Origin of the sequence: Oscillatoria salina IIICB1, assembly GCF_020144665.1 — a bacterium.
Taxonomy (GTDB): domain Bacteria; phylum Cyanobacteriota; class Cyanobacteriia; order Cyanobacteriales; family SIO1D9; genus IIICB1.
On record NZ_JAAHBQ010000025.1, the window covers coordinates 1 to 21,206 of the forward strand.

Here is a 21,206-nt window from a genome sequence, read left to right on the forward strand (position 1 = left end):
TTGTTCTGAGTTTTTAATCAGATTTTGTTGACAGCCAAACAATTAAAATCACCTCCTTCTGTTTGGAGAAATTTTACCACAAATATTTCCTTGGTACTACACTTCTAAAAAGTCGCCCTCCGCTCCGCTAAAGGGCGAGGCTTTAAACCCAGTTTTTCTGGTAATCAGCAAATAATTGTCCTCAAAAAGCGATTTTTTAGGTATTGTCAAATTGCGGCGATGCTGCTCTGATTAAAATGAGATTCTTCATAATGGTAGCATAAGCAAATTTTTATACAAAAGGTTATACTCTCCCTTAAAACATTATATCTTTAATTAAAGAAAAAGTAAACAAAAAATAATATCTTTAATTTTCGCCATTTCCAGACAGAAGGAAAAAGAGAAGCGATGAGGTAAAACCCAGCAACGCCAAACAGAGACAATGTTAAGTAGGCAAACAAGTAAAAATCATGCCAAACTACTGATAGAGGTAGACTGGCATTTTTTAGTGATAATGATAATATCGAGCAGACGAGAACTGCTAGCAGCAACCACAGGAGAAAACCACAGTGCTGTCCAAAGGCTTTGAAATAGAAATTTACACAGGAACACCATCTGGCGAAATAATTGGACTTAGCGATCGCATCGTCAGAGACTTAAACGGCTTCGTGCGAGAACCAGACACCCGTAACGTAGAATATACCACCGCACCCTGCCACTGCTACGATCGCCTACTGTGCGCCTTGCTGCGACCAAGACAAGAACTGAGAAAATACTTAAGTAAAATCGGAAATTATACCCTCATCCCAGGAAGTACCTTATCCCTAGGAGACAGCAAAAACTTTTATCGTTCCGACCCCAACAACCCTTATCATGACTACATCGAACAAACCTACCACACCAAAGTAGTCACCGCCAGCGTTCACATCAACATCGGCATTTCCGACCCCGAAACCCTGATCAAAGCTTGTCGTCTAATTAGAGTAGAAGCACCATTATACTTAGCCTTAAGCGCCTCATCTCCCTTCTTAGACAGCAAACCAACCGGATATCATTCTACCCGTTGGGCAGTCTTCCCGAAAACCCCCACCCACGTACCCCTCTTTGAAAATCACACCCACTTCATCCGTTGGACAAACGAACAGCTAGCATTAGGAACAATGAAAAACGTGCGCCATTTGTGGTCATCAGTTCGACCAAATGGATCGCGCCGCCCTTATAATCTCAACAGACTCGAACTAAGAATTTGCGACTTAGTAGTAGATCCGATCGCCTTATTAGCCATAACCGCTTTCCTCGAAGCGCGACTGCTGCAACTAATGAACGATCCTACACTCGATCCCTTAGAACAAAGTAGCATTTCTCCAGAAGACTTAGTAACCCTCACCGATGCCAACGAAGAAGCAGCCGCTAAATCTAGTCTCGATGCGTCGCTGCGACATTGGCAAGATGGTCGAGAAATTTTAGCAAGAGACTGGATAGAACAACTTTATCCTGAAGTCTGGCAAATAGCAAAAACAGGTGGTTTTAGCTGTTTTCTTTCCCCCGTGAAGAAAATTTTGCGTCAGGGAAATACAGCCCAGCAATGGTTAAAGCAGCAGGAAATGGGGTTAGACGTTGAGGAAGTTATTATCCAAGCAATTCAAGCTATCCACCAGCAGGAAATAGATTTAGAAGACAAGTTGTGTCAGATGTTGGTAGCTTAGACAGTGAGCACGTAGCCGCATGAAATAGTTACCAGTTATCAGTGAACAGTGAGCAGTTTGTCTTCTAATTTCCCCTTGTCTCCCAATCCCCAGTCCCCAGTCCCCAGTCCCCTTGAAACTGATTACAAAATTTAATCAATGGGAAAATTTCGAGTATGATTAGAAAAATCTATAGATAAACTGAAACTAAAAATTAGTAATTGACAATATATAACTATTGAATTATGGTTCGGGTTGTGTTGGTTGAGCCGCAAATACCGCCAAATACAGGAAATATTGCGCGGACTTGCGCGGCGACAGGAACAGAGTTACATTTAGTGGGACCGTTAGGATTTGAGATTAGCGATCGCTACCTGAAACGAGCAGGTTTAGATTATTGGCCTTATGTTAATTTACACTGTCACGAGAATTGGTTAGACTTCAAAGCTTTTCATCAGCGTCACGGTGGTAGGTTAATTGGTTTCAGCGTTAGGGGTAAAAACTGTTATGCGCAGTTTAAATTCCAAGCTGACGACTGGTTGTTATTTGGTAGTGAAACTACAGGTTTAGCTTCAGTCGTCTTGGAATTTTGTGACGAAACGCTGTATATTCCCATGACTCAACCAAAAGTACGCAGTTTAAATCTTTCTGTGAGTGCTGCTGTGGGTTTATTTGAAGCAAGACGACAGTTAGGTTATCTCAAATCAGTTGCTAATTCTTCACTAGATTGAATTTGCCTTGACGATCTTGTCTGTCTTTTACGGCGTCGAGCGCTATCTCAATTCCCGATTATTCAGTTGGTGAGTTGTTTGGCTATCAGCGCTCTATTTATATATAGATATATAAAAAAAAAGAGGATCGGAAAGTTAGAGCGGGAGAAAAAATCGGTTAATTAAGCTACAAATAAGCGGAAAATTGATAAGAAATTTCTATTAACAAACGAAAAAAAAATGCTCTCTCACTTCTAGAGAGAGATTTATTAAGTGAAAACCTTGACATCAAAAGGATTCTGACATCAAATGAGATAAAAGTTAGTTACCTAACAATCAGCAGGTATGACTGAAAACCTCAATCTAAACTAAAATCAGTAATAATACGGTTGCTACTAAGATAAGAACGGACTTAGAGTGCAATCTAGCGTATGCTGCTAGTAAAAAAAAATCGGTGCATCTCCTCAGCTTTCCACGCTTAGAGTGATGATTAGCAGAAGCGAGCGCGTACTAATAAGATTTAGTTATCTTCCGGAGGAAAGTAGAACCCGTTAGTATCTAAATTTCAGCGAGCGCGTAAATTACCGCAAACCTTGCTAGAACAGGGATTTAATCGATGCTTTCCGCTCAAAACTGAAAGTGGAAAAATTTCTAACTACCGATTGGGAGAATAAATTATTCAGACCAAAAGACTTGTCTAAATTGAAAAACCAAGGTAATCTTGCCTAGGTTACTTGATATATATTTACAGTCAACGATCCAAATCACTATGATAAAGTGAGTTGAGTCACTGACTAGCCAAAAGAGCATCGTCACTAACGGACAGTCAATTGCTCGTCACACACTAGGAGGTCGTTTTTGAAACGCGAAAATATTCAGAAGGCCAAACCTGTTACTTCCTGTCCAGTAAATTACTGTGAGGCACTAGCAAAACCAAGTGCAAAAGAGCATCTGGTCGCCCAAATAGCAGTCAACGAAGGACAGCGTCGCGCTAGGACTTCGGCAGCGATGATTGGGCTAGCTATCTCAATGGGCGCAACCGGGATATTGCTGCCGAAAGTCGGCGATGAAGCGATCGCTGCCGATGGAAGCCTCACAAACTTAAATCTCAGACAGGAAACTGCTGATACCAGCCCATCTCAGTCAGCTAGAGTAGCTATATCGCCATCTCCAAGCACGCAACTAGGCTCAGAAGCGATTCAGCCAACCGTACCAGTGGTAAAACACCAGGTGCAAAAAGGAGAAACCCTTTGGCAGGTGTCGCAGAACTACAAAGTGGAACCAGCAGCGATCGCGACTTCTAATCAAATTTCGTCAAACTCGAATTTGTCCACAAGTCAAAAGCTGGAAATCCCTGTGGAAAGCTTGTCTGGTTCTTCTGCTGGAGAGCCAACTCAAGTACAGCCAACTAAGGAAGTCTCAGCGTCGGAATCTTTACCAACAGGTGGAACGGTCGCGATTCCCGGACAAGAAAATGAGTTGTCGGAAAATAGACAACAAGTCGCTGTCAATAATTTAACTAGGCAGCAAGAGCGCTTAGATGACAGACTCAACCAACTGCAATTTGAAAAGCCGGAAAAAGGTGCGAAAGCGGAGGAAGAGTCACAAGGGACGGAAACTGCTAAGCCAATACAAGCAAGCAATTTAGCTCAAAGTATCGCGGCGACAGAATCTTCGGAACCAGTGCTGATTCCCGTTCCGACGCCAGGAAATAACGAAGCAAGCGTCTCGATACCAATCCAAGTTGAGTTACCAGAATCGACAGCTAGCGAAACACCAACAGCAGAAGAAAAAGTAGCTAAGCAAGAGCTCGATTCAGTATCTATTCCCGTAGAATCACCGGAAACTACAGCCAGAGAAAGTTCTCAACCACCAGAAACAGCTAATTCAAATAACTCCCAGAGTCCGGTTGTTAGTACAATCCCATCGCCGGAAAAACCGACAACTAAACCACAACAAAACGAAACTGAAAGTGTCACCATTCCAGAATTAGTTGTCGAACCACAACAAACGGCGGCAGTACAGTCATTTCGCCAGAACGAAGTAACTCCACCAGTAGTATTGGCAGGAGAACCAACAGTTTATCAAGTTCGACCAGGAGATACTCTCAACGCGATCGCTCGCCGTCATGGATTATCCGCCGCAGAACTAATTCAAGAAAACAATCTTACTAATCCTCACCTGATTAAGGTCGATCAGCAATTAAGAATTCCACGAGCTACCACTGCTCGCAATCAAGATCGAGAAAACGTTGCGATAATTCCGGGTCTGACTCCGATTCCAGACGAACCAAAAGCGAGATCGTCCCAATCGGCAAATAATTTCAGCACTATAGTACCCACTGAACCTCTATCTGATTCCTCTTCAACAGTAAGTAACCGACAACAAGGAAATAATCCTGCGGGAAATACAAATAATAGTTCTCCTTCTTTGGCTGCTCATCTGCCTTCTGTTGAGGTTCAAACATATTCAGAGTCTCATGCCTCGGTAGAAAAATTAAAGGCTGATATCCTGAGAATGCGTCAGGAATATCAAGCGCAACAACAAGTAGAGCCAGGAACCACAGCGGTTAATATATCTGTGGAGCCACCAGCTACTAATAACAATGTGGCTAGTTCGACTCAGGTTAATCCAGAGTGGCAAAGCGATCGCACTAACTCATCACAAGCTGAGTTAACTGCGAATGAAGGTTCTCGTACTACCTCACCAACTCAACCTGAATTAGTCTTTAACCAGGAACAACCTGAGCTAGTGGTTGACCAAAATGAACCTGAGCTAGTGACTGAGGTTGAACCAGAGGTAGCATCAGAAGAAAATATTCCCGAACAAACCGTTGCTAGTCGCGATCGAGAACTGGTAGCAGTTGCTCCCGCACCAGTAGAAGAATATAACCCCATGCTGCAAATCCCGGTGGGAGAAATGGTATCTCCAGATTTACCTCCTCTCTCTCCACCAGAAGAATATCTCCCAGATAGTCCCGCTCGCTTTAACGGTCATATTTGGCCCGCTAAAGGGGTACTGACTTCTGGCTACGGTATGCGTTGGGGACGAATGCACAAGGGTATCGATATTGCCGGACCTGTAGGTACTCCAATTGTCGCTTCTGCACCTGGTGAAGTGGTAACTGCTGGTTGGAATTCGGGCGGTTATGGCAACTTGGTAGAAGTTAAACACCCTGATGGCAGTTTGACTCGCTATGCTCATAACAGCAAAATTATTGTTCGTCGCGGTCAAAATGTAACTCAAGGTCAGCTAATTGCGGAAATGGGTAGCACTGGCTACAGCACTGGACCTCACTTACACTTTGAAGTCCATCCAAGCGGACGTGGGGCAGTTAACCCCATGGCTTTCTTGCCGAAACGAAATTAAGTTTCTACTGACTGAATTTTTGGGGAGCCATCCGGCTCCCTCGGTTTGAAAATTATTTTTTCTGCCTTGCCAAAAACCGGTTCAATTGTGTTAAGATAAAAAACGTGCAAAAAATATTGGCTCAGTAGCTCAGGGGTTAGAGCACGGGACTCATAAGCCTGGTGTCGTTGGTTCAAATCCGACCTGAGCCATTTTCGCTCTAAGCTAAATAATGGCGGAGGATCTCGGCGACAGACCAAGCTTGCGCGATCGCGCCTTGGGGTGCATGGGGCGGATCTCCATCAAAGATTTCGGAAACTGAACCCAGACAAGCTTGCTCCTCGAAGTGAGTCAGTAAAGGTTGCCAATCGAAGGGAAGGGGTTGTTCGGGATAAAATCGCTCCCAACTGCGGATAAAAGGTCCGATGAGCCAACTCCAGACAGTACCTTGATGGTAAGCGCGATCGCGCCATTCTGAAGAATTAAGGTAGGAACCCACATATTCCGGATCGCCTGGATCGAGGCTGCGTAAACCGTAAGGAGTTAATAAGCGCTCTCGTGCTAGATTTATCGCTTTTCGCCCTTGTTCCGGGTAAAAGCCACAGTGATGCAAGGATAAGGCAATAATTCCATTCGGACGAATCTGAGTATTCAAGCGATCGTCGGGCTCGATCGCGTCAGACAAATAACCGATCTGGGGATACCAAAACTTTTGCAACGAAGCCTTGACTTTTTTTGCTTGTTGTGTATAAGTAGAGATTTCTTTCTCCAAGCGTTCCGAATCAGTATCGCGTTCTCGAAGTAAGCGAGTCGCCCACTGATTTGCCCAGCATAAAGCCGAATACCACAAAGCATTAATTTCGACAGTTTTTCCTCGACGTGGCGTAATCGGTTCCCCATTCACGATCGCATCCATCCAAGTGAGAGCAACATTAGGCGCATCCCAAGTTAATAATCCGTCAGAGGCATCAACGTGAATATTGTAGCGAGTACCACTGCGAAAAGCTTTATAAATTTTCCGTACTACCGGATATTGTTCTTTAAGGAAAGCCCAATCTGCTGTAGCTTCCAAGTAGAGTCCGAGAATTTCGATCCACCACAGAGAAGCGTCAATGCTATTGTAAATGGGTTCGCCCTCGGCATCGGGAAAAGTATTGGGAATAATGCCATCTCGACAATAGCAACCAAAAGTTTTCAACAAACCTTTAGCAAGGCGATAGCGTTTGGTAGCTAAAGCTAATCCAGGAAGGGCGATTAAAGTATCTCTACCCCAATCATCAAACCAGGGATAACCAGCTATAATCGTCGGACTATCTAGTGAGGTGCGGTAAGCTACAAATCGATCGCTAGATTGTAGTAATCGTTGGGAAATTGAGTTATGTGAGTAATTACTGGGGAAAATTTGGCTGAGGCGTTTCTCTTCTGCTCGGAGAGTTTGAGAAAATATTTCTGGGGATAAAGGTGGTAGATTTTGCAGCCATCCGGTTCTCGCTTCGAGGATTAAGCTTTCTTGGGGTTGTAAGCCGATCTGTAAATAGCCTGGGCTGTAAAGGTCTTCTTTTGCGCCCTCACCGCGTCGATGTTCTTCTGGGTAGTAGTAATTCCAGTACCAGATGGGATCGGAATAATATTGACCTTTACTCCAGCGTAGCTGCCAGGGGGTTCCCGGATGGTTTTGGTGTAAGCTTTGGAGGACAATTTGTTGGGGAGCAATTAACTGGGAAAACTGGATTTCGCAAGAGGCTAATTGCTGGTGATGAAAATTGCGATCGCCAATTAAGGGACGCAACCACAAAATAGCTGGTTGGCTTCCTTGATAACGGTATTGAATGAGAATTCGGTTGCTAAATTCTGTTTCGCTGTCTGTCTCGCTTGTTGATAATCCATGAGGCATAACTAAACGTCGAGTTAGTTGCCAATTATCTTGACCCCAAATCCAAGTTGGGACGGGGTCAATCCCAAACGATCGCAGTAGTTGGTAACCTTCGGGATTAATCGCATAATCTTCTTGATTTTCGCCGGAAAGCCAGAAATTTGTCCCTAAAGCGATTACTTTACCTGCTACTTCTAAACTGGCATCCAGATGAGACAGTAACAGAGTACGCTTTCCGGGTGGGTCGAGCGCCGCAATTAACCAACCGTGGTACTTACGAGTCTTTGCCTCACATACAGTCCCGCTCGCGAAACTTCCCAATCCATTTGTCAGCAACCATTCTCTAGTATCTAAGCTATCCATAGCTGGTAAAAAGTTATCAAGTGGCTAAAGCTACTCAAAATCGTTATGAGTATGATATAGTTGTAACAGTTCGTAAAGTAATGGTTAAACCTGGTTCTAAGAGCCATTAGCATCCTAGTGCAAGAAACTGCTTGGGATGCAAAGGCAACTGGAAACAGTAAAACCAAACTATGTAGTTGAGCAAAAAGTATAAGGAGAACAAATGACTAACGAAGGATGCTTAAGAGTAGGTCAACAAGCTCCCGACTTTACAGCTACCGCCGTAGTCGATCAGGAGTTTAAAACAATTAAATTATCTGACTATCGCGGTAAGTATGTAGTGTTATTTTTCTATCCCCTCGACTTTACCTTCGTTTGCCCCACAGAAATCACAGCTTTTAGCGATCGCGCCAAAGAATTTGAAGAGGTCAACACTCAAATTCTTGGTGTTTCCGTAGACAGTGAATTTTCTCACCTAGCTTGGATTCAAACCGATCGCAAAAATGGTGGAGTCGGCGACTTAAACTATCCCTTAGTTTCTGACATCAAGAAAGAAATCAGCACCGCTTATAACGTTCTCGACCCAGAAGCAGGTGTTGCCCTGCGAGGACTTTTCCTCGTTGACAAAGATGGTATCCTCCAGCACTCTACCATCAATAATTTGTCCTTCGGTCGGAACGTTGACGAAACCTTGCGCACCCTCAAAGCAATTCAGTACGTGCAAGCGCACCCAGACGAAGTTTGTCCCCAAGGTTGGCAACCAGGTGACAAAACAATGGTTCCCGATCCTGTCAAGTCCAAAGTTTACTTTGCATCTGTCTAAAGATGGATTTCAGCAGTTGCCGTGGGCAACTGCTAAATTTATCAGCAATTTCTGGCAGATCTTGCCTTCAAGCCCCAACTTCCAAGCATAAGATTAATCAATCATTAATCAAAAATTAAATTGTGGATGCTGGGGCTAATCTGATAATTATATTTTCTAAGTAAATTAATCTGTAGTAGTTAACAAATAAAAATACTCATGCTAACTTCCACCGATTTGCGAGGCTTAATCAACGGTCGTTTTCTCCGCAATTTCATCCCAATTCCGGCAACCAGTCGTTTACAATTAGGAAGCAAAACTCCAGAAATTGTTTTACCAGATATTACTAACAATCGGGTTGTGAGATTATCAGAATATCAAGGTCAACAGCCTGTATTACTAGCGTTTACGCGCATTTTTACCGAAAAACAGTATTGCCCTCTTTGTTATCCTCACATTAAAGAATTAAGCGAGAATTACGAGCGGTTTACAGAACAAGGGGCAGAAGTTTTAATGATTACCAGCACCGACAAACAACAAACCCAGCAAGTAATTAAAGATTTAGGGATGAAAATGCCTTTATTAAGTAATCCTAGCTGTGATGTTTTCAGTACTTACGAGACAGGACAAGCATTAGGCGCCCCCTTACCAGCACAGTTTATCCTCGATCGCGAAGGCAGACTGCGTTTTAAACATTTATTTTCGTTTCTAGATGCTAATGCGGGCGTAGAAAAACTGTTAAAAGTGCTGGCAGATATCTAGATTGTCCTGTAGCTTTAAAATTAACTCCAAACAAGAAAATGCAATTAAAATAACCTTAGAAATTACCTCTTTGTTTGAGTAAAAAACAGCAATGGAAGAAACGATTAGGATTCGTGCAATTAACCGTCAGGATTGGGATAGAGTTCTCAAAGGTTTTGAAGCCCAAAATATGCAACAGGTTTTAGAAGTAGTGCGTTCAGACGGACAAAAAGCAGGCACAATTTGCGAATCTCAGGATGGTAAATGCTATGTGAATGGACATCCAGAAACAGACTATGCCTCTCTTCAAGCAGCCGCAACTGCATTGATGAAAGGCGAAGCAGAAAGTTAAGTTTAATTGATGAAGAATTTGGTACTCTACCAACCAAATTTTTCTTTAGATCCTAACTCTGTAGAGACGTTGCCGACAACGTCTCTACAGTAAATTAGGAGAATTTTTTTCGGGCTGGATGCTAGAGACTAACATGAGATAAGTGGCTGCGGGGGTTGTAACTGCGGGCTGCGCGGATTTTCTCATAGTATTCTCTTTCCGTAGGAGTGATATCTTTAGGAGTAGCGATCGCTATTTTTACCAATTGATCGCCTCTTCCTCCTTTAGGTTTAGACCAACCTTTACCACGCAATCGTAGCGATTGACCAGAACGAACCCCAGCCGGAACTCTAACAGTTACTTTACCATCCGGTGTCGGCACTTCAATCGCTGCCCCTAAGACTGCTTCGTCAGGAGAAATTGGCACTTCACAAACCAAATTATCTCCTTCAAACTGGAAGAAAGAGTGAGGGATAAGTTCCACATTCAAGTATAAATCGCGGCGAATACCCGTGTAGGGGTCAACTGCACCTTTACCCCGAACGCGAATGCGGCTACCTTGTTTAGCACCAGGAGGAATGCGAACCTCAATCGTTTCACTACCCAGACTAAGGCGTTTTTGTACCCCACGAAAAGCTTCGGAAAATGTCAAGCGAATTGTCGCTTCCGTATCCGTTACAGGTGCTTGTTGACTATAGCCACCAAAGCCTGTGGCAAAATCATTAAATCCAGAAGCACCATTTGAGGTGTTGTAGGAGGTATAAGTTCGGCTACGAGTACCACCACCCGGAGTAGAAAAGCGACCGAGTAACTCATTAATAAATTCGTCAAAACTGCCATATTGACTAAAATCAAAGCCGCCAAAGTCAGTATTAACCCCAGTTCCCGGCGACCAAGTTTGCTGTCCCGCTTGTTTCCAATATTGACCAAACTGGTCGTATTTTCGACGCTTTTCTGGGTCAGAAAGGACTTCGTAGGCTTCGCTGATTTCTTTAAAACGAGCTTCTGCTTTTTTGTCTCCAGGGTTACGGTCTGGGTGATATTTTAAAGCTAGTTTACGAAATTTCTTTTTAATTTCCTCACCACTGGCGGTTTTGTTAACCCCCAAAATGGTGTAATAGTCTTTGAAGTCAGTAGAAGCCATCTCGCGCCTTGCCTCCTCAATAGTAGTTGAATATTAGTTAATAAATTTAGTAGTTTGAAGCTTTTACCTCAAATTTAAGATATCAGAGTGGCTAAGTAGGTTGAGTTCGGTTCTTACGAGAGGCTCTCAGCGCAATATCCGTACCTAGAGGATTAAGTCTTAGTATCGAGCTACAAGAGTGAGTGAGGTATTCCGTATTTGACGCAGAAACCGCAAAAGGCTGATATTGCTGTAACTGTTTAGTTTTTTTTAATAATCATAGCTTAATTTAATTGTCAAGAAAAATTTTCCTCTTGAATTTAAGCCAAGAAAGGGAAGACTGTAGACAGTATCTTCCCCAAGAATTATTTTCTATTTTTAACTGGCGTAGAGTATCCAGTCACTAAATCACCGTGTCATCTGGAATCATCGCATTCTTGAGAACGACAACAATGCCATTTTTAATATAGAAACCCTCACTTTCGCGATCGGCTTCTTCCACGCGGTCTTTATTTAAAATCAAAACTTTGCGACCGATGCGAGCATTTTTATCGATAATCGCACGGCGAATTGTGCTACCTGCACCAATTCCTACTGGTACGTTGCCATTTTGTAAGCCGGACTGCCGTTCGGCAAAAGGCTCATAAAAATCAGCACCCATAAGTAAACTATCTTCGATTTTGCAATTAGCTTCAACCCGACTGCGTATGCCCAAAACTGAGTGACTAATTTGACATTCTTTGAGAATACATCCTTCACCAATAATTGATTCAGTGACGTTACAGTTTAACAGTTTGGTTGGAGGTAAATAACGGGGACGAGTATAGATCGGAGCAGTTTCATCATAGAAGCTAAACGGTGGCTGCGGTTGCATTGTTAATGCCAAGTTAGCATCATAGAAAGCTTCAATTGTCCCGATATCTTCCCAGTAATCCTTAAATAAGTATGCTTGAACGTTATATTTGTCAGCATAAGCAGGAATTACTTCTTTACCAAAATCTGTTTGTTCGGAATTTTCTTCCAGCAGTTTTTCCAAGACTTCTTTCTTGAAGACGTAGATACCCATTGAGGCGATGTAAGGTGTTTTTTTGGCTTGTTCGGGAGAGAGTCCCAAAACAGTAGTATCTACAGCCATTTCTTTGAGAGCGTCGCCTTTGGGTTTTTCGCTAAAGTCAATTACCCTGCCGTTATTGTCAATTTTGACCAAACCAAAGCTAGAAGCTCGTTTTTCATCAATTGGCACTAAAGAGAGAGTAATATCTGCTCCGGTATCGCGGTGATGTTGCACGAAGTGGCGGTAGTCCATGCGGTAAAGATGGTCGCCGGAGAGAATCAAATATTCGTCAATATCCCATTCTTTCATCAACCAAAGATATTGGCGTACCGCATCAGCAGTACCTTGAAACCATTCTGTATTGGCACTGGTTTTTTGGGCGGCTAAGACTTCAACGAAACCATCGATTAAGCCGGAAAAGTTGTAGGTGCGGGCAATATGGCGATTGAGAGATGCAGAGTTAAATTGGGTTAGGACATAGATTTTGTAAATTTCGGAGTTGATGCAATTACTTACGGGAATATCAATGAGACGATATTTTCCGGCAAGGGATACTGCTGGTTTTGCCCGTACTTTGGTTAAGGGATAAAGACGGGTTCCAGCGCCGCCTCCGAGAATAATGCTTAATACTTTTTTCACGAGAAAACCTCTCGACTGCCAGTGAACTCACAAGTTAAGTTTATGACTCTATGGGTACATCTGGGCAAGAAACTCTGGAGGTATTTTAGTTAAGGAGGGGAGGAGTGGTGGTTATTTGTGGGGTTGTTAGAGGTTGAAAATAAAGCTCAGATCGAGGTTTAATCCGGGTAAGACAGTTTCTCCGTCAAGGGTGGGTGGAGTTGCTGCTGTGGAAAAGGTTAGGGTTTCGACGGGCTGAGAAGGGCGATATATTTCAATTTGGGGTGTGAGAGGATCGATTAACCAACCGAGACGGCAACCGTTGGTGAGGTATTCTTGCATTTTGGTTTGTAGTTGGGGTAGCCGATCGCTCTCGGATCGCAGTTCGATGAGAAAATCAGGACATAGGGGTGGAAAGCGTTTTTTGTCTTGGGGAGATAAGGCTTCCCAGCGATCGCGTTTTACCCAGGATACATCAGGGGATCTTTTTGCGCCGTTGGGTAAGCGAAATATAGTTGAGGAGTCAAAAACGTAGCCGAGATTAGTTTGACGATTCCAGATAATGATATCGCCAATTAAGCTAGCATTTCTAATCCCACTTTCTCCACCTGTTGGGGACATGATAATTAATTCTCCTTCAGCCGATAGTTCCATCCGCCACTCTTCGTTAGCGACGCAAAGGTAATAAAATTGCTCGTCGGTAAGCGCGACGGTATCGGGTACGTTGAGGGTAACAGTTTCCATTGTTCAAATTTGGCTTTTGCGGTGATGAGATTATTGTAGGATTTTAGTCTTGTCGCTGGCGACTGGCATACTGGAAATTAGACGGTTAAGCGATCGCTACGCTCAATAATTTTGTTAAATAATTTTTCTTAAACTTAACAAGATAACCTTCGGTGAGTTTATTGATGCTTCCTCATCTATCCTAATTGCAATCGCTAATTTACATCATCCCTGCTGATTGTAATGCCATCTCCAACAAATTTTCTTGGGCGCTATCAGCTTTATCATCTGCGGGTGGCTTTCTTTGGATATAACTACCATCAGCTTGTAATTCCCAAGCTTGACGATTATCGGAAAGCATAACCCCTAAAATTTCTTGCAAATCTTTAGTAATTTCGGAATCTTCTATAGGAGTAACTGCTTCTACTCGACGATCTAAATTACGCGGCATCCAGTCGGCGCTACCGATATAAACTTCTTCATTACCACCGTTTTGAAAGTAATAAATCCGGGAATGTTCTAATAAACGACCAATAATACTAACTACCCGAATATTTTCACTAACTTTTTCAACTCCGGGACGCAAACAGCAAATTCCTCGAACAATTAAATCAATTTTTACACCTACTTGAGAGGCTTCATAAAGAGTAGCAATAATTTTCTGGTCTACTAAAGAATTCATTTTAGCAACAATGCGACCTTTACTGCCGTATTCCATCTCGCGGCGAATCATGGCGGTCATGCGATCGCGTAAACTTACAGGTGAGACTAACAGTTTGCGATAGGATCTTTGTCGTGAATAACCTGTTAAATAATTAAACAAGTCGGTTAAATCTGCACCTAAATCCTCGCGACAGCTTAAAATTCCTAAATCTGTATAAATTTTCGCTGTTTTGGGATTATAATTTCCGGTTCCGATATGAACATAGCGGCGAATTTCACTTCCTTCTTGACGCACAACTAAAGTTACTTTCGTATGGGTTTTTAAGCCAACTAAACCATAAACTACGTGAACGCCAGCTTGTTCTAAAGTTCGCGCCCAAACAATATTATTTTCTTCGTCAAAACGGGCTTTTAATTCAACTAAAACTGCTACTTGTTTACCATTTTCAGCAGCAGAAATTAAAGCTTTGACAATTGGTGAATCTCCCGATGTTCGATACAAGGTCATTTTGATAGCTAAAACATGGGGATCGTGGGCTGCTTGGGTGATAAAATGTTGTACTGTTCGCGAAAAAGAATGATAGGGATGATGAACGAGTAAATCTTTATGTCTGATGACTTCAAAAAAGTCTTCTCCCTGTTCTAATTCGGGTTTATTATTACTCAAACTAGCATCATTAAACCGTTGCAATCTTAAGGGAACAGCTTGAATTAAAGACGGGTATTTGAGTTGGGGAAGAGGTAAATCCATAAAGGACATTAAATCTCCTAAACCCAACAAACCATCAATGTCATAAACATCAATTTCTTCTAAACCCATTTCCCGCATTAACATCGAACGCACGTTTTCTGGTGTCGAACTTTGAATTTCCATGCGTACTGCGGAACCGCCGATTCTCCGTTTGCGTAATTCTTGTTCGATCGCTAACATTAAATCGTCAGCTTCATCTTCTTCTACAGCTAAATCAGCATTGCGAACGATCCGGAAAGCATAATATTCTTGAACATTCATTCCGGGAAATAAAGATTCTAAATTATGTGCAATTACTTGTTCTAAAGGAACTGCTGTCCAAATGGAAAAATTGCCTTTTGGTTGCTTGCGTAATTCTGGCGGGAGAGCTACAAAGCGAGGTAAAACTTTCGGGACTTTGATCCGAGCAAATAAGTCTTCTTCTCGGTTTGGTTCTTTGACAACTACTGCTAAATTAAGACTTAAATTAGAAATATAAGGAAACGGGTGCGAAGGGTCAACTGCTAAAGGTGTGAGAACCGGAAAAATCTGTTTTTCAAAAATGTCTTGTAAGTAACTACGTTGTTCGGAATTGAGGTCTACATAATTAATTAAATGTACTCCTGCTTCAGCTAATTTAGGTCTTAAAGCTTGCTCAAAATGTTCGTCTTGTTGTTGTACCATTGGACGCAAGCGAGAGGCGATCGCTTCGAGTTGTTCGGTGGGTGTGCGACCATCGGGAGTTAGTTTACTTACACCTGCGGCTACTTGCTGCTTTAAACCTGCAACTCTCACCATAAAAAATTCGTCCAAGTTAGAGCTAAAAATTGCCATAAATTTGAGTCGCTCTAACAGGGGGGTGCGATCGTCGAGAGCTTCATGCAAAACGCGATCGTTAAATTCCAGCCAACTAACTTCGCGGTTAAAGTAATATTCTGGATCGTTGAGATTTATCTCTGTCGCTGTAGTTGTTTTCGACTTTGCCATGATTTTCTGAAAGCTCTCGTCATCTAACCCTTTACCAGAAAGAATTTTACCATTTTCTTTACCGGGTAGGATTAATTATAATCAGAAAATCCGAGCAGGCAGCGATCGCTACAGATACTCTCTTCCAAATATGGATTTTTGGGGAGAATATGCTGGACTACTCAAGACACTAACTAGTAAGATTGAGTTCTTCAAAGATCAACTCATCTTAACTATCTTTTAATCAAGATAAATATTGCTACGGCTAAAACAAAATAACCAAAACCTTTTTCTAAATCTTTAGCCTGGATAAATTTAGTTAAATAGGCTCCCAATAAAATCCCTACACTAGCAACAGCACTAAAAGATATTAGTAAATTCCAATATATTTCTACATGACCAAAATATCCAGCAAATCCGGTAACTGCTTTCAGAGCTAAAATAATCAAAGATGTACCGATCGCTTCTTTCATGGGAGTATTTCCTAGTAATACTAGCGCTGGGATTACTAAAAAACCACCACCAATACCGACAAATCCGGTGAGCATTCCTACTCCTAAGCCTTCCACGGCGATAAATAGCCATTGATAGCGATCGCTGTGTTTTTTATCTTCATATTTTACTTCGCCCAACTTGTCAAATTTGTCGAGTTTCTTAGAGCTTTTGCGAATCATAGAAATAGATGCTATCAGCATCATTATTCCAAAGCAAATTAACTGAATATTTGGTGTAACAATCGGCAAAGATGCCACGCGAGCGCCTAAGTAAGCACCTAACATTGCCGTAGGAGAAAATAAGGCAGCAGTTCTCAAATTAACATTTTTTTGTCGCCAATGAGGAATGACTCCAACAAGGCTAACAGCACCAACAATAACTAACGTCATCGCAAAAGCTGATTTAGCTGGTATTTGCATCACATAAATTAATACTGGCGCTGCTAAAATCGAACCTCCACCACCTATTAAGCCTAGGCTAATGCCAATACAAGCTGCTAAAATGTGTCCGATAATCCAAGTCATTGTTTTGCTATTAACTCCGAAAATTTAGTTCGATTGCTTAAGCTGAAAATTAACTAAAAAATGCTCTTTAGAAATCAATATTTAATCGATACAACCCTAATTGATTAAGCTAATTTTTCAACATAATCCTCAATCAGTCATCAAAACCATTTTTGCGTTTTGTGGCTGAGATTTTTAGACAAAAAAATCCTCCTGAGAACGCCAATTTGTCCTCATGACTGAGATAGGATTGTCCGAACGGAAGAGGAAATAGGGAAAGTTGCTAAATGCTATCAAATGAGAGAAGTGATAATTTTTGACTTTATTTGCCAAAATTATCTAGCTTAAAATTGTTGGTTCCAAGGCATTTTTGCTAGCAATCTTGCCATTGCACAAATGTTGCTAATGCCTGCAAAAAGTAAACCAGAACCAACAAAGCCAGTTAAGAGGAGAAACCAGGGCGAAATTAATGACAGTAATGTGCCAGTTAAGATTAAACTTCCAGCAATAATTTGTACCTGGCGCATAATACTAATTGGGGCTTTTTTATTTATTTTTGTAAAATAACCCTGTTGCTTCCAAGCATTTAATCCTCCCTCTAAATGAGTTACTTCTTCAACGCCAGCCGCGAATAATTTTTGTGCTGCTTGTGAGGAACGATTTCCACTTTGGCAGTGCAAAACTAATTTTTTATTGTTAACTGGAATTGCTTGAGGCTCGAAAGTGGATAAGGGGATAAGAATTGAACCGGGGATGTGTTCGCGAGCGTGTTCGGAAGGTTCTCGAACATCAATTAAATTGACTCGATCGTTGTCTAGCAAAGTTTTGAGAGTAGCGGGATCGATGATTTTTAATCGGTCTTGGAGAATTTTTGCCATATCAATGTCGGGGAATGTTTACTCTGGAAAATCAATCAATAAATTGACAATCAAACCTAACAATTTTTGTTTCAATTTCAGTTACTGTCAGGAATTTAGGCAGCTACATTTCCACATTGTTGATTAGCTGGTACGGCTTCGGCTATTTTTTTAGGATCGGGAAGGTTAAGGTTATTCATTTGTTCGATAAAGCTAGCCCGATCTTTACCAACAAAGCGGGGATTTAATTGCTTTTCTTCGCCAATTGTAGAAACAGTATGTCCTCGGTAATCATGACCTGGATAGACTAAGGTTTCGTCTGGTAAGGTAAATAATTTTTGGGTAACATGGTCGTACATTAATCCGGAATTACCGCTTTGGAAATCGGTACGTCCACAACCACGAATAAATAAAGAGTCTCCAGTTAATACTCGGTCATTATTAATTAGGTAAGACATATGGCTGTCGGTATGTCCTAAAGTGGCGATCGCTTTAATCTCAATCTCTCCTAGTTGGTAAATTTCCTTGTCTTGAATAAAGCGGTTAGCGCAAGCTGCTTGGGCGTTTTCTGGGACGATTCCTTCGCAATCTGTGAGTGAGCGTAGTTTACCTGTTCCGGTAATATGATCGGCGTGAATGTGGGTTTCTAAGCAAGCTTTTAACTTTAACCCTAATTCTTGAATTAGTTTTAAGTCTCGCTCTACTTGCTCGATGACGGGATCGACTAAAATTGCTTCTTTGGTCTTTTCGTCGGCAATTAAATAAGTATAAGTGCTGGTTTCGTTGTCATATAATTGGCGGAAAAGCATATCTGTGGCTCCTTGTGGAAGATTGTTAATGGCTTTAGGGTATCTGCGATCGCCGGCTGGTTTTTAACTGTATGGTTATATAATAATATGAAACTTACAGATTTGACAAGACCAAGCAAAATTTTCTCAGAGAAAAAACTAGAGAGGATAACTTAAACGGGATAAAAGTCCTATAATGTAGCTTTTTCCCAGCTTTTTTTGATTAGACTGCTTTGTATTGAAATCTGATTGTCGTTGAATATACACCTAGTTTCAATTGCTTAACCTCTTAAGAGTTAATCCCCCCAGATTTATGAAATTTAGGGGGGAGAAAAAACTTAAGAAAAATGAGCCTAAATTTCATAAATGCTATTGTCAACTGACTGATTTATTAGTCTCTAGGTTCAATTTTTGCCATTCCCTCATGCCACCAGTAATATTAAAAACTTCTTCAAATCCTTCTTGAATGAGAAGCTTTGCCGCCACCGGACTCCGATGTGCTGTCAAACAAATAACCGCCAGGGGTTGTTCTTTAGATAAATCTCGAAACCATTGTGGTAAAAACCAGTTACGAAGCCCAGGAATTTTCCCGAACAAAATTCGCGGCAAACTAAGATTAACAGCATTAGGAGCGTGACTTGTGGCATACTCTAACTTACTGCGAACATCAATCAGCAAAGGTGGATTAGATAACTGCATAAATTCCAGGGGCGATAAATCGATCGCCTGAGATTTTAGTTCAGAAAAAGTAGATGTCATCAAAACCTCGTTTAATTGTTGCTTCACTAAATTCTAGCTACTTTGAGCCTGGAAATACTCTTGAACAAAGCTTGCTAAAGGACTGTTAGGTTTATTTTCTAATCCTAAAGCCTCCCATTGTTCGAGATATTGCTGTTCTGTCCAAGCTTGTTTTTCCGCGATAGTTAATAATGCCATCATTCCCGCTCGCAAACCAGATGCACATCGAATATAAATTGGTTGGGATGCAGAATCAACAGCTTGGATAAAGGTTTGCAATGTTTCTGGTTTTAAGTTTTTGGGGAAAACCGGGATACTGAGATAATCAAACCCAAGTTGAGTAACTTCTTCTGGATTAAGTTGGTTTCCTTCGGGAGGAGTACATAAATCAACAATTGTCCGGTAGCCTTGTTGGGCAATTTCGCTGAGTTTTTCGCGGGAATTAAGATTACCGATTGCTAGGGATTCGCTGACGCTTTGAAACATTTATTATCTCCTGTGAATTATCGAGCGATGTTTGGTTGTAAGGGTAATTGAAGATTAAGGATTGGCAGGGATTTAGTAACGTTTAGGTTGAGGTGGAACTTAGGCTTTAAACCCACCAAGGAGTTTTTCCGGTTCTGGGGTCAATTTCTGTCCAGGGAGAAATCCAAATCGCGTTTTCTCCCTGGACAGCAATCTGAACTAATTTGAGTGGTAAAGGTGCAGGTCCGCGTAAGACGGAACCATTAGCGTCATAAAGGGAACCATGACAGGGACATTGAAATTGTTGGTCGATTTCGTTCCAAGGAAAGGTGCAGCCTAAATGGGTGCAGTTGTTGACAATTCCTTTGCTGTCGAGGGTGCTATCTTGGGTTACGGTTAAGTAAGTGGGTTCGCCTGCTAATCCGGCGATTAAGGCACGGGTTCCTGGGGGTTCGGCTAAAATTTGAGAAGCGGGAATGGGATTTCCTAAGATATCTTTGGCGATCGTTGCTCCCCCTTCGCCAGTTTCTTTGGGGGGAATAAAGTATTTTGCTAGGGGATAAAGGATGCCTCCGGCAGTGGTGGCGACGACTGCTCCGGTGAGAAAGTTCAATAACTGCCGACGGGATAGAGAGGGACTTTCTAGGGGAAGGTTGTTTTCCATTTTTTTTCCTTGATTTTGAGTTAAACTTAGGTATTATTGGGGATTTTGCGATTTGTTGGTTCTGATACCTAGGAGGCGATAAATGCCACAAAATCCGATCGCGGCGCTGAAAATAAATAAAGCTGAAGCGATATCTAATCCGATTCCTAGGGCGGTGTCTCGATAAATATTTAAACCTGCGTAAAGCAGTGCTGCGGCTAAAATTAAACGCATGATTCGATCTAGGCTGCCAACATTCCTAAACATGATGATTCCTCTTGTTGATAGTTAAGAAAATTTTTCTGCCTCCGAAACTTCGCCGGATTGCACAATTGAGAGATGAAGGCTTGGCAATCTCGGAAACTGTTTCTCGGTGGAGGGTTTTTCGTGAACTTTTCTTAAGTATATTACTAAATAGTTAAATAGTCAAGCCAATATTTAACGGAATGAGTTGGAGAAAGCAGAGGAATTATCGAAGTCTTAGTCGAAACTTGCTCAAATCTGGCAGATTGCGCTGGATTGAGGTGGGTTTATGTGTTTTAGCGATCGCCCTCGAAGAGGAAGAAACCGTAACCCGATGCGATCGTGAAACGAGAAAAAATCTTCTTCGGTGAAAATACGCGAAAAGTTTTTTATGGAGGTAAGCGGATTTGAACCGCTGACTTCCTCAATGCCATTGAGGCGCTCTACCAACTGAGCTATACCCCCGCGTGCGCTTTTTTATCGCGCATTTGTCATTATCGCTTAAAATATATCCTTTTGTCAAGGTTTTAAAGTAAATTTTTAGTAAGGCAGTTGTGAAGTTTGGGTAAGATAACTCATACAGTTGCCCATGAGGAAGTAAACAACGAGCATTGCGGCGGCGGAGAGGGCGACTAAAGTGCCAGCCAGCATCAGAGAGAATTCTTGTTGATCGAAAGCCTCCTGCATCAGATGTAGGGACCAGGCGACTAAAGCTACGTCAAAAATTAGAATACCAATCAACATATTTTAAGAATCGTAACATTTGTTTCTATTCTAATACACATT

Annotated in this window: 20 protein-coding genes and 2 tRNA genes; 8 read left to right on the forward strand and 14 right to left on the reverse strand. The window is 41.9% G+C overall.

Going from position 1 to position 21,206, the window contains the following annotated elements:
* Positions 1-548: 548 nt before the first annotated feature.
* From gshA to G3T18_RS09225, 4 genes are all read left to right on the forward strand, one after another.
* Complete coding sequence (gshA, locus tag G3T18_RS09210) at positions 549-1,685, forward strand: glutamate--cysteine ligase (protein ID WP_224410255.1); 1,137 nt, start codon at positions 549-551, stop codon at positions 1,683-1,685.
* Positions 1,686-1,909: 224 nt separating this feature from the next.
* Positions 1,910-2,395 (forward strand): tRNA (cytidine(34)-2'-O)-methyltransferase, encoded by a 486-nt coding sequence (locus G3T18_RS09215; protein ID WP_224410256.1) that lies wholly within the window; start codon positions 1,910-1,912, stop codon positions 2,393-2,395.
* An 837-nt stretch (positions 2,396-3,232) separates the two neighbouring features.
* The gene (locus G3T18_RS09220; RefSeq protein ID WP_224410257.1) at positions 3,233-5,743 is read left to right on the forward strand and encodes a peptidoglycan DD-metalloendopeptidase family protein; all 2,511 of its coding nucleotides are present in this window, start codon (positions 3,233-3,235) and stop codon (positions 5,741-5,743) included.
* A 118-nt stretch (positions 5,744-5,861) separates the two neighbouring features.
* A tRNA-Met gene (locus G3T18_RS09225) sits at positions 5,862-5,934 on the forward strand.
* Between the two features lie 8 nt (positions 5,935-5,942).
* On the opposite strand, the gene G3T18_RS09230 is transcribed toward G3T18_RS09225, so the two are convergent.
* A complete protein-coding gene (locus tag G3T18_RS09230) occupies positions 5,943-7,958 on the reverse strand; it encodes an amylo-alpha-1,6-glucosidase (RefSeq protein ID WP_224410258.1) in 2,016 nt (671 codons plus the stop codon).
* Between the two features lie 202 nt (positions 7,959-8,160).
* Between G3T18_RS09230 and G3T18_RS09235 the strand changes: the two genes are divergently transcribed.
* The 3 genes from G3T18_RS09235 to G3T18_RS09245 all read left to right on the forward strand — a co-directional run bounded on the left by G3T18_RS09235 (position 8,161) and on the right by G3T18_RS09245 (position 9,832).
* Complete coding sequence (locus G3T18_RS09235) at positions 8,161-8,760, forward strand: peroxiredoxin (protein ID WP_224410259.1); 600 nt, start codon at positions 8,161-8,163, stop codon at positions 8,758-8,760.
* Positions 8,761-8,958: 198 nt separating this feature from the next.
* Complete coding sequence (locus G3T18_RS09240; RefSeq protein WP_224410260.1) at positions 8,959-9,501, forward strand: peroxiredoxin family protein; 543 nt, start codon at positions 8,959-8,961, stop codon at positions 9,499-9,501.
* Positions 9,502-9,592: 91 nt separating this feature from the next.
* The gene (locus G3T18_RS09245; RefSeq protein WP_224410261.1) at positions 9,593-9,832 is read left to right on the forward strand and encodes a hypothetical protein; all 240 of its coding nucleotides are present in this window, start codon (positions 9,593-9,595) and stop codon (positions 9,830-9,832) included.
* A 121-nt stretch (positions 9,833-9,953) separates the two neighbouring features.
* Here the strand turns inward: G3T18_RS09245 and G3T18_RS09250 are convergent, their stop codons facing one another.
* The 11 genes from G3T18_RS09250 to G3T18_RS09300 form a co-directional block, all read right to left on the reverse strand.
* Positions 9,954-10,955 carry a DnaJ C-terminal domain-containing protein gene (locus tag G3T18_RS09250; protein ID WP_224410262.1) on the reverse strand — a complete coding sequence of 334 codons (1,002 nt, stop codon included), beginning with the start codon at positions 10,953-10,955 and terminating at the stop codon, positions 9,954-9,956.
* 382 nt (positions 10,956-11,337) lie between these two features.
* Positions 11,338-12,627, reverse strand: a complete 1,290-nt coding sequence (locus G3T18_RS09255; protein WP_224410263.1) for a glucose-1-phosphate adenylyltransferase — start codon at positions 12,625-12,627, stop codon at positions 11,338-11,340.
* Positions 12,628-12,753: 126 nt separating this feature from the next.
* Positions 12,754-13,350, reverse strand: a complete 597-nt coding sequence (locus tag G3T18_RS09260) for a Uma2 family endonuclease (protein ID WP_224410264.1) — start codon at positions 13,348-13,350, stop codon at positions 12,754-12,756.
* A 199-nt stretch (positions 13,351-13,549) separates the two neighbouring features.
* Complete coding sequence (gene ppk1, locus G3T18_RS09265; RefSeq protein WP_224410265.1) at positions 13,550-15,709, reverse strand: polyphosphate kinase 1; 2,160 nt, start codon at positions 15,707-15,709, stop codon at positions 13,550-13,552.
* Positions 15,710-15,921: 212 nt separating this feature from the next.
* Complete coding sequence (locus tag G3T18_RS09270) at positions 15,922-16,707, reverse strand: sulfite exporter TauE/SafE family protein (protein ID WP_224410266.1); 786 nt, start codon at positions 16,705-16,707, stop codon at positions 15,922-15,924.
* A 323-nt stretch (positions 16,708-17,030) separates the two neighbouring features.
* Complete coding sequence (locus G3T18_RS09275) at positions 17,031-17,564, reverse strand: rhodanese-like domain-containing protein (protein WP_224410267.1); 534 nt, start codon at positions 17,562-17,564, stop codon at positions 17,031-17,033.
* A gap of 95 nt (positions 17,565-17,659) precedes the next feature.
* Entirely contained in the window at positions 17,660-18,352 is a 693-nt protein-coding gene (locus tag G3T18_RS09280) for an MBL fold metallo-hydrolase (RefSeq protein ID WP_224410268.1), read from the reverse strand.
* A 354-nt stretch (positions 18,353-18,706) separates the two neighbouring features.
* Entirely contained in the window at positions 18,707-19,090 is a 384-nt protein-coding gene (locus G3T18_RS09285) for a rhodanese-like domain-containing protein (RefSeq protein ID WP_224410269.1), read from the reverse strand.
* Positions 19,091-19,123: 33 nt separating this feature from the next.
* A complete protein-coding gene (locus G3T18_RS09290) occupies positions 19,124-19,555 on the reverse strand; it encodes a beta-lactamase hydrolase domain-containing protein (protein ID WP_224410270.1) in 432 nt (143 codons plus the stop codon).
* Between the two features lie 106 nt (positions 19,556-19,661).
* Complete coding sequence (petC, locus tag G3T18_RS09295) at positions 19,662-20,198, reverse strand: cytochrome b6-f complex iron-sulfur subunit (RefSeq protein WP_224410271.1); 537 nt, start codon at positions 20,196-20,198, stop codon at positions 19,662-19,664.
* Between the two features lie 33 nt (positions 20,199-20,231).
* Positions 20,232-20,444, reverse strand: coding sequence for a YgaP family membrane protein (locus tag G3T18_RS09300; RefSeq protein ID WP_224410272.1), 213 nt, complete (start codon positions 20,442-20,444; stop codon positions 20,232-20,234).
* 224 nt (positions 20,445-20,668) lie between these two features.
* Here G3T18_RS09300 and G3T18_RS25495 point away from each other — a divergent pair, with 224 nt between their 5' ends.
* Positions 20,669-20,791, forward strand: coding sequence for a hypothetical protein (locus tag G3T18_RS25495; protein ID WP_263480329.1), 123 nt, complete (start codon positions 20,669-20,671; stop codon positions 20,789-20,791).
* 21 nt (positions 20,792-20,812) lie between these two features.
* Here G3T18_RS25495 and G3T18_RS09305 read toward each other — a convergent pair.
* Both G3T18_RS09305 and G3T18_RS09310 read right to left on the reverse strand, forming a co-directional pair.
* Positions 20,813-20,885: transfer RNA gene (locus tag G3T18_RS09305), tRNA-Ala, on the reverse strand.
* Between the two features lie 75 nt (positions 20,886-20,960).
* On the reverse strand, positions 20,961-21,164 hold the full coding sequence (locus G3T18_RS09310; RefSeq protein WP_224410273.1) for a hypothetical protein: 204 nt from the start codon (positions 21,162-21,164) through the stop codon (positions 20,961-20,963).
* Positions 21,165-21,206: the final 42 nt, after the last annotated feature.